Source organism: Enterococcus ureilyticus, assembly GCF_001730315.1.
In the GTDB taxonomy this organism is placed as follows: Bacteria; Bacillota; Bacilli; order Lactobacillales; family Enterococcaceae; genus Enterococcus_L; species Enterococcus_L ureilyticus.
The window spans coordinates 21,886-36,681 of sequence record NZ_MIKC01000014.1 but is presented as its reverse complement, the minus strand read 5'-3'; the positions used below and the strand labels follow the sequence as shown (position 1 = coordinate 36,681).

General features: G+C 32.4%; 15 protein-coding genes, 2 pseudogenes and 1 riboswitch. Of the genes and pseudogenes, 10 read left to right on the top strand and 7 right to left on the bottom strand.

Annotation, left to right across the window (positions count from 1 at the left end; all coding sequences use genetic code 11):
- The first annotated feature begins 77 nt into the window (after positions 1 to 77).
- Positions 78 to 416, top strand: coding sequence for a hemagglutinin (locus tag BCR24_RS17090; RefSeq protein WP_244884610.1), 339 nt, complete (start codon positions 78 to 80; stop codon positions 414 to 416).
- Positions 413 to 730 carry a hypothetical protein gene (locus tag BCR24_RS08230; RefSeq protein ID WP_069640078.1) on the top strand — a complete coding sequence of 106 codons (318 nt, stop codon included), beginning with the start codon at positions 413 to 415 and terminating at the stop codon, positions 728 to 730. Before BCR24_RS17090 ends, BCR24_RS08230 begins: the two co-directional genes overlap by 4 nt.
- A gap of 512 nt (positions 731 to 1,242) precedes the next feature.
- On the opposite strand, the gene BCR24_RS16700 is transcribed toward BCR24_RS08230, so the two are convergent.
- Positions 1,243 to 1,581, bottom strand: coding sequence for a hypothetical protein (locus BCR24_RS16700; RefSeq protein WP_141707038.1), 339 nt, complete (start codon positions 1,579 to 1,581; stop codon positions 1,243 to 1,245).
- 33 nt (positions 1,582 to 1,614) lie between these two features.
- Positions 1,615 to 2,155, bottom strand: a pseudogene (locus BCR24_RS08225) (recombinase family protein).
- Positions 2,156 to 2,608: 453 nt separating this feature from the next.
- Here BCR24_RS08225 and BCR24_RS08220 point away from each other — a divergent pair.
- The 4 genes from BCR24_RS08220 (at position 2,609) to BCR24_RS08205 (ending at position 6,097) form a co-directional block, all read left to right on the top strand.
- The gene (locus BCR24_RS08220; RefSeq protein ID WP_069640077.1) at positions 2,609 to 4,651 is read left to right on the top strand and encodes a histidinol-phosphatase; all 2,043 of its coding nucleotides are present in this window, start codon (positions 2,609 to 2,611) and stop codon (positions 4,649 to 4,651) included.
- A complete protein-coding gene (locus BCR24_RS08215) occupies positions 4,632 to 4,934 on the top strand; it encodes a hypothetical protein (RefSeq protein ID WP_069640076.1) in 303 nt (100 codons plus the stop codon). The genes BCR24_RS08220 and BCR24_RS08215 overlap by 20 nt, the downstream gene beginning before the upstream one ends.
- A 589-nt stretch (positions 4,935 to 5,523) precedes the next feature.
- Positions 5,524 to 5,757 (top strand): type II toxin-antitoxin system PemI/MazE family antitoxin, encoded by a 234-nt coding sequence (gene mazE, locus BCR24_RS08210; RefSeq protein WP_069640075.1) that lies wholly within the window; start codon positions 5,524 to 5,526, stop codon positions 5,755 to 5,757.
- Entirely contained in the window at positions 5,750 to 6,097 is a 348-nt protein-coding gene (locus tag BCR24_RS08205) for a type II toxin-antitoxin system PemK/MazF family toxin (protein WP_069640074.1), read from the top strand. Before mazE ends, BCR24_RS08205 begins: the two co-directional genes overlap by 8 nt.
- A gap of 464 nt (positions 6,098 to 6,561) precedes the next feature.
- On the opposite strand, the gene BCR24_RS17395 is transcribed toward BCR24_RS08205, so the two are convergent.
- Both BCR24_RS17395 and BCR24_RS08200 read right to left on the bottom strand, forming a co-directional pair.
- On the bottom strand, positions 6,562 to 6,714 hold the full coding sequence (locus BCR24_RS17395) for a helix-turn-helix domain-containing protein (RefSeq protein WP_157804693.1): 153 nt from the start codon (positions 6,712 to 6,714) through the stop codon (positions 6,562 to 6,564).
- 102 nt (positions 6,715 to 6,816) lie between these two features.
- Positions 6,817 to 8,379, bottom strand: a complete 1,563-nt coding sequence (locus tag BCR24_RS08200) for a tyrosine-protein phosphatase (RefSeq protein ID WP_069640073.1) — start codon at positions 8,377 to 8,379, stop codon at positions 6,817 to 6,819.
- A 551-nt stretch (positions 8,380 to 8,930) separates the two neighbouring features.
- Here BCR24_RS08200 and BCR24_RS16440 point away from each other — a divergent pair.
- The 3 genes from BCR24_RS16440 to BCR24_RS08190 all read left to right on the top strand — a co-directional run bounded on the left by BCR24_RS16440 (position 8,931) and on the right by BCR24_RS08190 (position 11,033).
- Positions 8,931 to 9,374, top strand: a complete 444-nt coding sequence (locus tag BCR24_RS16440) for a hypothetical protein (protein WP_141707039.1) — start codon at positions 8,931 to 8,933, stop codon at positions 9,372 to 9,374.
- Positions 9,335 to 10,030, top strand: a complete 696-nt coding sequence (locus BCR24_RS16435; RefSeq protein ID WP_083244355.1) for an IS4 family transposase — start codon at positions 9,335 to 9,337, stop codon at positions 10,028 to 10,030. The genes BCR24_RS16440 and BCR24_RS16435 overlap by 40 nt, the downstream gene beginning before the upstream one ends.
- Positions 10,031 to 10,715: 685 nt before the next feature.
- Positions 10,716 to 11,033, top strand: a complete 318-nt coding sequence (locus BCR24_RS08190) for a hypothetical protein (protein ID WP_069640072.1) — start codon at positions 10,716 to 10,718, stop codon at positions 11,031 to 11,033.
- Positions 11,034 to 11,545: 512 nt separating this feature from the next.
- On the opposite strand, the gene BCR24_RS16690 is transcribed toward BCR24_RS08190, so the two are convergent.
- The 3 genes and pseudogenes from BCR24_RS16690 to BCR24_RS08180 form a co-directional block, all read right to left on the bottom strand.
- A complete protein-coding gene (locus BCR24_RS16690) occupies positions 11,546 to 11,884 on the bottom strand; it encodes a hypothetical protein (RefSeq protein WP_141707038.1) in 339 nt (112 codons plus the stop codon).
- Between the two features lie 33 nt (positions 11,885 to 11,917).
- Positions 11,918 to 12,458, bottom strand: a pseudogene (locus BCR24_RS08185) (recombinase family protein).
- Between the two features lie 543 nt (positions 12,459 to 13,001).
- Positions 13,002 to 13,187, bottom strand: coding sequence for a hypothetical protein (locus tag BCR24_RS08180; protein ID WP_239574273.1), 186 nt, complete (start codon positions 13,185 to 13,187; stop codon positions 13,002 to 13,004).
- A 299-nt stretch (positions 13,188 to 13,486) separates the two neighbouring features.
- A riboswitch (FMN riboswitch) is annotated at positions 13,487 to 13,622 on the top strand.
- 115 nt (positions 13,623 to 13,737) lie between these two features.
- On the opposite strand from BCR24_RS08180, the gene ribD reads away from it, so the two are divergent.
- A complete protein-coding gene (gene ribD, locus BCR24_RS08175; RefSeq protein ID WP_069640070.1) occupies positions 13,738 to 14,796 on the top strand; it encodes a bifunctional diaminohydroxyphosphoribosylaminopyrimidine deaminase/5-amino-6-(5-phosphoribosylamino)uracil reductase RibD in 1,059 nt (352 codons plus the stop codon).

Here is a 14,796-nt window from a genome sequence, read left to right as displayed (position 1 = left end):
TTTCAGGTGGTGCAGGAGTAGTTGCTGTTCCTGCAATTAATGCAAGTGGATTAGCAATATCTGGTCATGGAACTGGTGTGTTTACAAGTGCTTGGGGTAGTTTAGGTGATGGCTATTCTTACAAACCAGATAACAATGCTGTTGCAAATATGAAAGAGTTTTTTGAAACGGATTTTGGATCGGAAATAAAAGGGAACATTACTAAAACGAATAAGAAATATCAAGGACAGTCTGTATATAAAGTAGATAAAAAAATAGGTAACCTAAAAAAGAACGATCAAATTTATTTAGATGGTCTACATAAAGACCACTTAGAAGTTTTTGACTCAAATGGTAACCTTAGAACAATTTTAAACTTAGATGGAACAGTTAATCTGGATAAATATGGTAAAGCTGTGGGAAGGACTTTAAAATGAAAGAAGAACTAGAACTTGTGTTTCAGATATTGTCTAAGATAAACGATAAGTATGACAAGTCTTTAATAGACCCTAACAAACTAGAAGATGTAAAAGAAAATAATATTGATAGTTTGGCTGAAGACTTTTCAAAATGGGATAATGCTATTAGTTGTTTAAGTAAAGTAGATATCACAAAAGATAATCTTGAAGATGAAGAAAATTACAGACATGGAATTGCATATTTAGGCATGTCATTAATAGATATATCGAATGACCTAAAAGAGTTGTATGATATTCTAGGAGAATTAAATCAAAACATGCAAAAAGACTGAACTTAGATAATACCTTAAATAAGCAGATAGGAAAATCATTATTAATTCTCAAAAACATTCGATTTTCCCTTTACCTCTGGGAACTCCTTTTTTAGAAAATACTAATCGAATTTTTAAATCCATCGCAACCTGTTCTAAATTCCTGGAAGTAAAATCACTTCCGTGATCTGTATCAAATATTTCAGGTATCCCACAATTGGGCTATTCAGAATTTTCTTTTCTCCATATTGCTTGGTGAAACATTAACGCGGTATGAATAGTTGAAGTTGCATCAAAAGAAATAAAGTACCTATGTATTGTTCGGCTATAATCATCCATGATCACCGATAACCAAGGATGTCGCCGTTACATTTTTTCATCAATACTTCAATGTCTAGCAATGTATGATCTGCTTGCCAAAACTCATTTTGTTCTATGCTTCTCTAATATAAACCAAGTCGCATTTTTCTGAATAAGGCTTTACTCCATGGTGAGCTAGTTCAATAATTGAATTAGGCATAATTTTAACAATTCTATAGTATAAATTGGAACAGGTAAGCTTTGTTGATTACATTGTGCACTGACTTCCGATGAATAGTAGCAATACTAATTCGTCGATTGCTTAATCGTGTATTCTCAATCAACGATTGTACAGTAGTCTCGACTTTCGTAGATCCAGAATCTGATCGATGACTTCGAACCAAATAAGATAAACCATACTGTTGATATCCGTTTTTCCAGCATTGCAATGTTCTTAGCGGAATAGTTGTTTCATTAGAGATACGTAATAAAGGTATCTCCCCTATAATATTGGGTTCAATGATTTTATAGATATCTACAGCAGCTCGTTGTTCATCATTAAAACAGCTCAATGGTTCAAAGTTACTTCGTTTAATGATTCTTCTTCATTTTTCTAAATAGCGATAAACTGTTGTCCGAAAAATGTTCCATTTGTCCGCAATGGTTTTAATTGGTGTACCGTTATCTACTAAAGTCTTCAGTAATTCTATATCTTGTTGAGTAAGTTTTTCAGGTCTGCCACCAAAACATCCCCTTTCTCTGGTAGCTGCTAATCGTTCCAAGATTAAGTTTCTTTCAAATTTCGCAAAAGCTGCAAATAAATGAAAAATCAATTGACCTGCAGAACTAGATTTATCCATTGTGATATTTTCTTGTGTGCTATGGAAGCTCACCCCTAGTTCATTTAATCGATTTACTAATGGGATTAAATCTTACATATTTCTCCCTAAACGATCTAATCGCCATACAACAATTTTGTCTCCATCACGCGCATACTCGATCGCAGCTTCTAAACCAGGACGTTTGCTTTTTGAGCCGTTCAAATAATCTGTAAAGATTTTCTCACAGCCATATTTTTTTTAGACTGTCATCCTGAAAATCCAAATTTGGTAATACAGTTAATACTCGTGCATAATCAATATTCAAAATGATCAACTCCTTTTCACTTGATTGTAGCATATGTTCAATCAACACAATTAATTGAGCATTGATTTTGTTATGGCTTTTTGAACACTATATAGTCAAAAACTAGAACAAAATACGTGAAAAAAAGAAGTGTGCAGAAAATGGTCATTTTCTGGACACCTCAGCTTAGTTAAGAATTTAAGAGCCTTTTAAAAATGAGAAAGCAAAACATAGACTCAAATTACTTAAGCTATCTCAACCAACCTATCAATTGATATTGAAAGTATATTTAATCTTAATTCTCAATTTACTCTGGAAGAATTAAAGAGGAAATTTCAAGAGTAGAGCGTCTGTTTTATATAATTTTTACTCTAGGATTTAACAATGTTCTATTTTTTACAAAAAGCTAAATCTAATCACTTTTTTAGGTTATAATAATGGTAGGTATACCCAGTATAGAAAGGAGAAAGTAGCTTGAAAAAAATAGATTTGCATATTCATACCATTAGTACAGTTAGTGATTCCAAAAAATTTTTATTTTCCATTAAAAAATTAAAGGAATATGTGTCCGTCAGAAAGCTTGATGCTATAGCCATAACAAATCATAATACTTTTGATATCGATCAATTTGATCAAATCCAACAAGAGCTAGATATTCCGGTTTTTCCAGGTGTTGAGGTCGACCTTGAGAATGGTCATATTTTAGTTATATCAGATAAATCCTTGCCTAATATTCAAACTTTTTCAGAAAAATGTAAAAGTTTACATTCACATATTAAAGATCAAAACTCGACTTTGACATTAGAAGAATTTTATAACATTTTCCCAAGACAAGAACTAAAAAAGTATCTATTGATTCCTCATTACATGAAATCACCAGAAATATCTGACTCTGTAATTATAGATTTATCTCAACATTCTAAAATTACCACAGGTGAAACGAGTTCAGTTCGAAAATTTGTGGAACTTCTAAACAAAGAGGACGATCTTACACCAGTCTTTTTTAGTGATCAACGTATTTCTGAAGATCTCGTAAATTTTAGTATGCAGCAAACATACATTAATGTCTCTGAAATTACCTTTGCCGCTTTAAAATACACTTTATCTGATAAATCAAAAGTAGCTTTGTCTCTGAAGGAGGGCAAAAATCTTTTTAACTTAACCGAAAAAGTCGTAGCATCTACAGGATTAAACGTTCTGATAGGTGAACGATCCTCCGGAAAAACTCATCTGTTAAATGAGATAGCTCATTCAACGAATAATACAAAGTACATTAGACAATTCGAATTAGTCGAACGAAGTGACGATGAATCCAGAGAGAATTTTAATCGACAACTTTTAAGAGATGAGAGTCTATTTACAGATAGCTTCCTGAAAGAGTTCAAGGATATTTTAACACTAGTTTCTTCTATTGATCCGAAACAGTCAGAATCCAACGTGAACAAATATCTGCGATCATTAATTAAGAATGCCGAAAGTACGGAAAAGAAAGATTCTTTTGCTAAAGCGAAATTATTCTCAGAGACACCTTATAAACCGAAATCTTTAGGCACCCTGGATGAGTTAATAAGATCCGTCCAAATTATTCTTGATAATCAAGAATATTCGAGTATCATTTTTGAAGAGCTACCCCAGGAATCATTGATTAAACTCCTAAATCGATTAGTCGCTGAATATAGAAAAATTTTTATGAGTAATTTTATTAAGGAGAGGACAAATTCATTGATTGCAGATATACAAGGAACTTTACAATTAAAAACTAGAATCCAGCGAGTATCTGATATAGACTTTTCCGATATCGCAAAGGAAATTCTAATAATCAATGAGTTCAATAACATAACCAAAGAACTGCAAAAAGATACTATCTTGGACGAAACGGAAGTCTACGATTTTACAATCAGAAAATCAAAAAGGCCTTTTAAAGGTGCTCAAGAAGTGCTTAACATCATAAAAAAACAAACTTCGTTTATTGAAGTCTTTAAGTTTTACGACCAACCATTTGACTACCTACAAGCTTTAAAAACCAAAGATATTTTAGAACAAGCTGATTTTGTAAAATACTTTGTTAAAATACAAATTGAGATATTAAACAAGGATCTGAACCCTGTTTCTGGGGGACAACGAGCAGAATATAATTTTCTCAAAAAAATAGAAGATTCACTTAAATACGATCTCCTACTTATTGATGAGCCTGAATCTTCTTTTGATAATATGTTTTTAAACAGTAAAATAAACACTGTCCTACAAGATATTTCTAAACATATTCCTGTTTTTGTCTCAACACACAACAATACAATAGGCGCGTCTATAAAACCTGATTTTATTTTGCATACTCAAAGAACTTTAGTACGTGACGAACCTGTATTTAACATCTATTATGGCTTCCCTTCAGATAGACAATTATGCGCGTCTAACGGTATGTCTGTTAGTAATCTATCTGTGCAATTGAATTGTCTTGAAGCGGGCGAACAAACATACAAAACAAGGAGAGACAACTATGAAATACTTGAAAATTGATAATAATAAGGGATACTTTTTAAGTGGAGAAACTTGGGTTCCAATTGATCAAATCAGCAAAGAAGATATATTTGACTTAATTTCTCTGGTCGTTGTACCTAAAGACGATACTACATTTGAAATGGATGAGTTCTCAGAGGAAATGCTGCAGCATGGAGTTCATAAAATTATCTACAAAAGTATTTATGATAAGCTGCATGAATTAATCAAAGATAAAGAAAATATTCAAGATAGTGTAAATCAACAATTCGCGACCTCCCTACAAAAGTATTCGACGGACTAAATGATTCATAAGAGTAAATACCCAACTCTAGCAGTTTATGCACTAACACATCTAAATATGGTTAAAGAAGTTGAAATACAAACCTAATTTGAATGTTAAGAATAATATATGAAATTGATGAAATATAGAGCTAAAGTCAGAGTAAAAACTTATTAAAAAGTTTTTGCTCTTCTTGAAGCTAAATTAAGGAGTTCAATTCTTAAAAAGACTTCATTCAAATGAAACCTTAAGATATGCAAAGAAAATCACTCAAAAACAACTGAGTGATTTTCTTTGTATAGATTTATAATTTATGTTAAATAAAAATGAAATTTGTTACTACCTAATAGAACAGTTATAGACATTGCCCTATTCAATTATTCTATTACCAAATTAAAAAATAAAAATCCCGCCATTTATCGAGGCAAAAACACCGCCATTTAAAAAGGAAATTGACACGCAACTATGGCTAGATCACTTTTTTCTTGTAAATTATACGTGTAAATAATCAGAATCTTAAATAAGCAGGTTGAGTCAGATTTATAGCATGAAAATCGTTGTAAATACATGTAATTACATGGTATAATTAAGGGGACAAGGGGGCGATAGCATGGAAACAGTAAAAGCAAGAAAACAAGGCAATGCAATAATGGTTACTTTAGCAAGCAAGTTAGCAGTGAAAGAAGGTCAAGAATTTTACTACTATAAAGATGAAGAAGGAATCATTTCATTAATTCCCAAAGCTGAAGACTTTTTTCAAAATGCGATTAAAGGCGAGTTCGTAGATAGTGAAGATAAATTAGCAATGAATTTTTCGCCAGAAGGTACTGAACTAGATGATTAGACAAGGCGATATTGTAACTATAAACTTTGATCCTTCTAGAGGTAGTGAAATAAAAAAAAGACGACCAGCAATAGTTATGAGTCGCAATGAATACAATCTTTCTTCTAATCTAATCATTGTCTGTCCAATAACTTCTACGACAAAGAAACGCCCTTACTTTCTACCAATAAGTAGTGAAGCTTTACAAAAGGACAGTAAGGTAAACACTAAACAAGTATATTCGTTAGATTGTACGTCTGAAGGAAATCGAAATGTTAAAGTTATTGGAAAAGTTGATATGAAGGAATTTTTAAATATTGCGCAGCATTTCATGTTAAATTTCAATTTTCCATTTTTCTAGATGAAAAAGATTTTCTCTGTAAATCAAACACAAACGGATTGTGTCTGATATTCTCAAATTCACCTATACCAAAAACATTCGATAAAAGTTGCTTCACAGGCTTTGCTTTTCCCACGACCAGAAACAACTGTATCTAATTCCCAATGCCCAAACTCTTTACGATCAGCTACAGAACAGTTCGTTCACCAATGGTATGGCCCACAATTATTTTCTCTCGTGTTTCCGCTTGGTTTGTCTGGTCTTCTGCCTTTGTGTCTTAGACACGTTTAGAAATACATTGTATAGTCAATGATAAATCGTCTTAAACGAGACAGGATCACGAGAATGAGTAATTTGCTCAGGAGACCAGCTATCTACAAGATCACATTCAATCTGATAAGCAAGTTTAGAAGGCCATTTGGACTTTACTCCACATGCATTGCACATCAGTTCCGTGTCTAATTGTGCATTTTCTGCATTATAAATCAGTCTTCAGAAACTCGTTTTAACTCACGATCAATCGTTGTTCGATGAACACCAATATGAGCTGCTATTTCTTGAATACTTTTGTCGTCAGAGATCATTGTTTCTATACATTTTCGGTCATCTCGTGTAAGCTTCTTGTGTGAACCCAGCAAAATTACTTCTAGTAGTTTGTTGCCCTAGACTCATTTTACTAGAAATTTTTGATGGGTTCATTGTTGCAATCAATGTTACAACTCAGCAAATAAGAAAGCTTACTACTGTGATGATTTTTTGAGTGATATAAAAAATATACCGGTCAAAATCAGCAGAATTGATCCCAAGAAAGCCAAACCACGATTTTCTACTACTGCAGTTTTTGGGAGATGATGAGGAGTACCTATTTCTTTTTTATTTATAGTATTAATGTTTTGCAGGTTTCCAAGACCTACATACCTGTCCGGTACAAGTTTATTTTCTTTTACTGAGCAAGAATCTTTTACAAAATCTATCATGAGATTTTGGTTTTCATAAGGTATAGTCTGTGTTTGCAACTCAGTAGTGGACAGCTGGTCCTGAAGGAAAATTAAAGGTCTTACTTCTAATTGTATTTTATCTTCTAAAATTAAAACTTCATTGGAGGTAGTACGATAATCAGTCAATAATAATTTTTTTAGCTCATTCACTGTGTAATCATCGATTTCTAGAGCAACACGAATATAATTTTCCAAAGAACCGTAAGCATTCTCAATATCATCATAATATTTATCTAACCATGCTTTTTTGACCAGTTCTTTATTTGATCTATATGTGTTTTGATAATAAAAATTCGTTAGCAGATAATCACTGTAAATTGTTTGTTTGTCAACGCCAAGAGCCGTCAACAATAGGACTGTAGCTATTCCAGTACGGTCTTTTCCAGCGGTACAATGATACAATAAGCTTTCATTAGTTTTCAATGATAATAAATCAGAAAAAAAACGTTTATAACTTTCAATTGCTGCTTCGCCGAATTGAAGTTGACCACTTGTATAAAAATAACTATCCCCCTGTCCGTAGGCTAGAGCTTTTTTTCCAAGAACAGAATAATGATGAATAGTGGCATTATTTAATTGGACGTCGGGGGCTTTTTTTACTTGACCTGGAGTACGAAAATCTATTACAGTTCTTACATTAAAATTTTCTAAGTAAAGGATATCCTCCTCGCTAAGTTTGCTCAAATTATCCGATCTGAATACTTTTCTCGATGCTATAGAATAGCCGTCTTGTGTGACATAGGCTCCTATATCTCTGGTGTTCCATGTTTTTTTTATATCTTTTGATAAGTAGTTTTGATCTCTTTCATAAGATGTATCATCCCTCTCAGCAGAAGAGTTTTTTTTAACACTGGTTATCATAGTTTTTTCGGGGACTAAATCTAATTTATTATTTTGAGAGTTTATTTTTTGAAGATCCGGGGGTAATTTTGATATTAAATCATTATTTTGGAAATCATTCGCTTGAAAATTAGTGTTCTCATTCTGAATTTTTTCAAATCCCTGCTCTTCCGATTTATTAGGTATATTATCAATGTCTTCACTATCAGGAATGGTAGAATGTTCCTCAAGGGGTTCTTCATTGTTTAACTTCTTATTTTTTTTTTGTAAATTACCAAAAGTGGAATCTATAGTTTTAATTGATTCATTATAATTAAAATGTCCTTCTTCTACAATTGACGGGGTGCTCTCTAATTTTTCTGAATTGATTATTAAATTAGAGTCACTTACTTCTTCATGTGCTAGGGCGTCTTTCGAGTATAGAAATGATGATACTAATGCTAAAAAAAATAACGTTTTTTTCATTTGTCAAAGCTCCTTTATTTCTGTTAGTTAGGTAAACCCTTTACTAAATATAACGTATAATTGTAAAATTAAAGTAAACTTCCATTTATTTTTTAGTAAATCGATGAATAATTGTAATGCTGGATAAATGTCCTTACAGACATTCACTTCCTCTATCCACATTAGTGAAACACGTCCAGTACCATCCCTAAAATTTAAGATTGATATTTTGTCGATAAATCAAACTTTTTTGCTATTAGTATTAGTATCATATTTTAGACAGCTTTTCGTAGAGACAAAAAGTAATTCAAGCGTTAAGAAGCTTTAGGTTTAGCTAAGTGGCGAGTAGTTTACATGAGGTTTCCGATTTAGAAGAAAGACCCAAATCAGAAAACAAAAAGCCTTTTATACTATCTATTCTTATTTTCTTAGTCACGTTTGGTATCGTTTATTTTGTTAAAAATTTAACTAATCAAAAAAAAGGTTCAATAGGGTATACGTCATATCCATCAAGTTAAGAAAATACCTATGATATAATGACAGAAATAGTCGATAAGAAAGGCATGATAATTATGACTTCTTTCAAAAAAATTGCGGAATACCTATCCTCTTGTTTCACACCTTCTGTCATACAAGAGCTTTCTCATAAGTCTAACCTGATCCAACGAAAACGGACGTTTACTATTGATCATTTACTTTGGCTTTTTGTTTTTCAGGAAAAGAATATCGGTGAATCTTCCCTTACTGATATGTGTGCATCACTTTGGGAGAAATTTGGTGTTAGGATCAGTCCAGAAGGACTGAATCAACGATTTGATGATCACAGTGAACAGTTTTTGGCATTACTTTTCCAGTATATTCTAGAAAAACAACAACCAGATTTAGCTGTTATTAAGCATGCTTATAGTCCTCATTTTAGGCGAATTAGACTACTTGACTCCACCGCATTTCAACTACCAAATAGGTTTTCTGATCAATATCTTGGACTGGTGGCAGTGGGAAAAAAGCATCCGTAAAAATTCAGCTAGAATATAATTTAAGTACTGGAGAGTTCCTTAATGTTCATGTCGGTCCAGGGAAAAATAATGACCGACAATTCTTGCCTTATTCTAGAAACTCTATTTTACCAAATGATTTATGCATTCGTGATCTAGGCTATTTTAAATTGACTGATTTGGCTTTTTGGCATGAGCAACAAGCTTATTTTTTAACTCGAATTAAAGCGAATACGACTATCTTCACATTAAATCTTACCGTGAAAAATCCTTCTGAACAGTTTTCACAAGTAGATTTACATGCTTACTTAGATACTCTGAGTTATGGAGAATCAGCTGAAATTCCAGAAGTTTATTTAGGAAAAAAATGTCTATCTCCTTGTCGATTAGTTCTTTATAGACTGACACCTGAACAATTAGAAGTTCGTAGAAAAAAACAAGTCAAAGTTTCTACTTCATTAAAATTTGACTATTCAGAAAAGACCATCGCATTGAGTGAATTTAACCTTTTTATTACTAATGTACCTTGTAATAAACTGCCTTTACATGACATTTCAAAACTCTACTCTCTTCGCTGGCAAATGGAATTAATTTTTAAAACATGGAAAAGTTACTTCAATATTCATCGTACAAAAACAAGCAAACCTCAACGATTCAATTGTCAGCTATACGGTTGATTAATATCTATTTTACTCAGCACGTCATTAAGGTTCCAAATGCGCCTATTTTTATATAAGAAGCACCAACGAGAAATTAGTGAATTGAAAAGTATTCGAATTATACGTCATGGTATGGAAGAAATGTGGGCTATACTTACTTCTTCAGCTCGTCTAACTAAATTGGTTAAATTATTACACAAGATTTTTTCGACAATTGATTGGTTAGGGACAAAGTGTCGACGATATGAAAAACCAACGGTTTTCAATATTCTTTTGGTTCCTTCTTTTTAAAAATCTACTAAAGAAGGCCTTTTTAGTGTGTACTTTTTCCCACGAGATTAGAAAACTTATTGTAATTCTGTCAATTTTGAATAATAATTTTCTCTGTTTCTTTCTTAACTTGATGGATATGGAGTATAGTCAATTGATCATTTTTTGAACGCTGGTGTTACAAGATTCTAGAGTGTTCAATAGAGTTGCTCAAAAATAAATTAAGGATAAAGGATTTCTCTATCCTTTTTATTTAATTAAGTATCTATACCAAAAACATTGGTTTTTGGTAGATAAATAATATCCAAGATACTTTAATTTCTGTATATAAAGTAGATAAAAAAATAGGTAATTTAAAAAAGAACGATCAAATTTATTCAGATGGAACAGTTAATCTGGATAAATATAGTAAAGCTGTGGGAAGGACTTTAATATGAAAGAAGAACTAGAATTAGTGTTTCAGATATTGTCTAAGATAAACGATAAGTATGACAAGTCTTTAATAGACCCTAACAGACTAGAAGATGTAAAAGAAAATAATATTGATAGTTTGGCTGAAGACTTTACTAAATGGGATAGTGCTATTAGTTATTTAAGTAAAGTAGATATCAAAAAAGATAATCTTGAAGATAAAAAAAATTACAGACATGGAATTGCATATTTAGGCATGTCATTAATAGATATATCGAATGACCTAAAAGAGTTGTATGATATTCTAGGAGAATTAAATCAAAACATGCAAAAAGACTGAACTTAGATAATACCTTAAATAAGCAGATAGGAAAATCATTATTAATTCTCAAAAACATTCGATTTTCCCTTTACCTCTGGGAACTCCTTTTTTAGAAAATACTAATCGAATTTTTAAATCCATCGCAACCTGTTCTAAATTCCTGGAAGTAAAATCACTTCCGTGATCTGTATCAAATATTTCAGGTATCCCACAATTGGGCTATTCAGAATTTTCTTTTCTCCATATTGCTTGGTGAAACATTAACGCGGTATGAATAGTTGAAGTTGCATCAAAAGAAATAAAGTACCTATGTATTGTTCGGCTATAATCATCCATGATCACCGATAACCAAGGATGTCGCCGTTACATTTTTTCATCAATACTTCAATGTCTAGCAATGTATGATCTGCTTGCCAAAACTCATTTTGTTCTATGCTTCTCTAATATAAACCAAGTCGCATTTTTCTGAATAAGGCTTTACTCCATGGTGAGCTAGTTCAATAATTGAATTAGGCATAATTTTAACAATTCTATAGTATAAATTGGAACAGGTAAGCTTTGTTGATTACATTGTGCACTGACTTCCGATGAATAGTAGCAATACTAATTCGTCGATTGCTTAATCGTGTATTCTCAATCAACGATTGTACAGTAGTCTCGACTTTCGTAGATCCAGAATCTGATCGATGACTTCGAACCAAATAAGATAAACCATACTGTTGATATCCGTTTTTCCAGCATTGCAATGTTCTTAGCGGAATAGTTGTTTCATTAGAGATACGTAATAAAGGTATCTCCCCTATAATATTGGGTTCAATGATTTTATAGATATCTACAGCAGCTCGTTGTTCATCATTAAAACAGCTCAATGGTTCAAAGTTACTTCGTTTAATGATTCTTCTTCATTTTTCTAAATAGCGATAAACTGTTGTCCGAAAAATGTTCCATTTGTCCGCAATGGTTTTAATTGGTGTACCGTTATCTACTAAAGTCTTCAGTAATTCTATATCTTGTTGAGTAAGTTTTTCAGGTCTGCCACCAAAACATCCCCTTTCTCTGGTAGCTGCTAATCGTTCCAAGATTAAGTTTCTTTCAAATTTCGCAAAAGCTGCAAATAAATGAAAAATCAATTGACCTGCAGAACTAGATTTATCCATTGTGATATTTTCTTGTGTGCTATGGAAGCTCACCCCTAGTTCATTTAATCGATTTACTAATGGGATTAAATCTTACATATTTCTCCCTAAACGATCTAATCGCCATACAACAATTTTGTCTCCATCACGCGCATACTCGATCGCAGCTTCTAAACCAGGACGTTTGCTTTTTGAGCCGTTCAAATAATCTGTAAAGATTTTCTCACAGCCATATTTTTTTTAGACTGTCATCCTGAAAATCCAAATTTGGTAATACAGTTAATACTCGTGCATAATCAATATTCAAAATGATCAACTCCTTTCCACTTGATCGTAGCATATGTTCAATCAACACAATTAATTGAACATTGATTTTGTTATGGCTTTTTGAACACTATATAGTCAAAAACTAGAACAAAATACGTGAAAAAAAGAAGTGTGCAGAAAATGGTCATTTTCTGTACACTTCTTCCTAATTTAATTAAGCCACATGCCCATGAATGCTACTAACATAAATAAGATACTTATATTTTAATATTTTAATTTATACTCAAAATAGAGTAAGAAAATACAAGTAATTAAAGCCAGCAAGACTAAAATACTAGGTAATATGCGTTGATGTTCATCAAATTTTTTTTCTGATTTAAAACTAGGGTTTATTTGTTTTACATTGAAATCTAAGAACCCAAAGTCAAACGAAGGCAACAAAAATAGTAAGAGAAATGCATATAATGCGCCTGCTACAAAATAAAAAGGTGCGTTCAAAAGAAAAGATATTAAAAGAGAAATTACGGCTGGAATTAATTTAAATAATGAATTCTTGAAAAATTTATTTGTATTTTTCACTCTATCACCAAATCTTATAAGGCATTTGACCAGCATTTCCCATTGGGACACACATACCTGCTGATTGTGGTTTCCCTAAATTAATTCCCCCTCTTTTGTAATAATAGCCAGGTTGGCATTCAGGAGAATCCCATTCTTTTGCACTAGCTTCAGAAGATAATACAAGAGCAAAAAACAAATTCTTTTTCAAAATAAAAACCTTCTTTCTTTTTATATTTCAATTGAACTATAATTTTATTTTAATTATATGTCAAATAATAGCCTATTTTCCATATAAGTAACTCAAACAAAATAAGTTAATGTTTTTATTATCCACAATTTATCGAGGCAAACACCCAGCCATTTAAAAAGGAAATTGACATTCTTATCCGCCATTTAAAAGAAAATTAATACATTTATCATGCCAAAAAAGGGAAAATTGTTCATGTTTTATTTGTGAAAATTTGACAAGTTAATCTCTAACTTGTATTCTGTTTATGTTAATTGAATAGATTTCTTCGGGGCAGGGTGTAATTCCCGACCGACGGTGACAAGTTATTACTTGAAGTCCGTGACCCGCATTTTTGCGGTTGATTCAGTGAAAATCTGGAACCGACAGTTAAAGTCTGGATGGGAGAAGAAAAACTTAGTAGAACCGACGGGAGAAGTGTATCTTCTTTTGTCAAGGCTTCTTTGAGTTTAATTTTAATCGGCCCTGCGTGTATGCGTAGGGCTTTTTTGTTTAGAAAGGAGGAATTCTCTTGCATGAAGCGTTTATGGAGCTAGCGATTTTGGAAGCGAAAAAAGGAAAAGGGAAGACCTTTACTAATCCTTTAGTCGGTGCAGTGATTGTTAGTGAAAATGAAGTGATTTCAAAAAGTGCGCATTTGAAATATGGTCAAGAACATGCTGAAAAAAACGCAATTAATTTGTGTAAAACTCCCGAAAAACTACTCAATTCAACAATTTATGTTACCTTGGAACCCTGTGATCATTATGGAAAACAGCCACCCTGTACGCAGGTAATCATCGATTCAGGAATCAAATGCGTCGTAATCGGACAACATGATCCTAATCCGCTTGTTTCAGGAAAAGGAGTGGAAAAGTTAAGAGAGCAAGGTATTTATGTAATAATAGGTGTATTGGAAAAAGAGGTACGAGACTTAAATGAGCATTATAATCACTTTTTCGAAAAGCACCGTCCATTTGTTTCTCTAAAACAGGCAATGTCACTGGATGGAAAAATTTCTTTAAGGAAAAAACGAACAAATCTCACTCAAAAAAAGGTATTTGAAAGAGTTCATGAAGAAAGAGGAGATTATCAAGCGATTTTGGTGGGGAGTGAAACGATTATAATTGATGATCCGTTACTTTTGTCAACAAAAAAATCTCATTTCCCTCCTGTTCGTATCGTGTTGGATCGAAGAGGAAGAGTTCTTTCTAATTTTAAGTTACGGATTTTTAAAAATGCTACTGCACCGGTATTGATTTTTACTGAAAAAGTTGGACATATAGGTAAATTACCAAAGCATGTAGAGGTATGCTACTTTTCTTCGGTTACGGTTCAGAATGTTCTGAATGAACTACACAAAAGAAATATTCAATCTGTTTATGTAGAAGGGGGCTCAGTAATTCATGATGCTTTTTTGGCCAGTGATTACTGGGATGAGATTATTTGTTACGTGGCGCCATTGCTTCTTGGCGGAAATAGTCTTTCAAGTATGTCAAGTAATAGAGAGAGCAATTCAAAAACCCCATTGAAATTTGTCGATTTAGAAAAAATTGGTAGTGATTTCAGGATTGTTGGAAGGAGAGTGTAG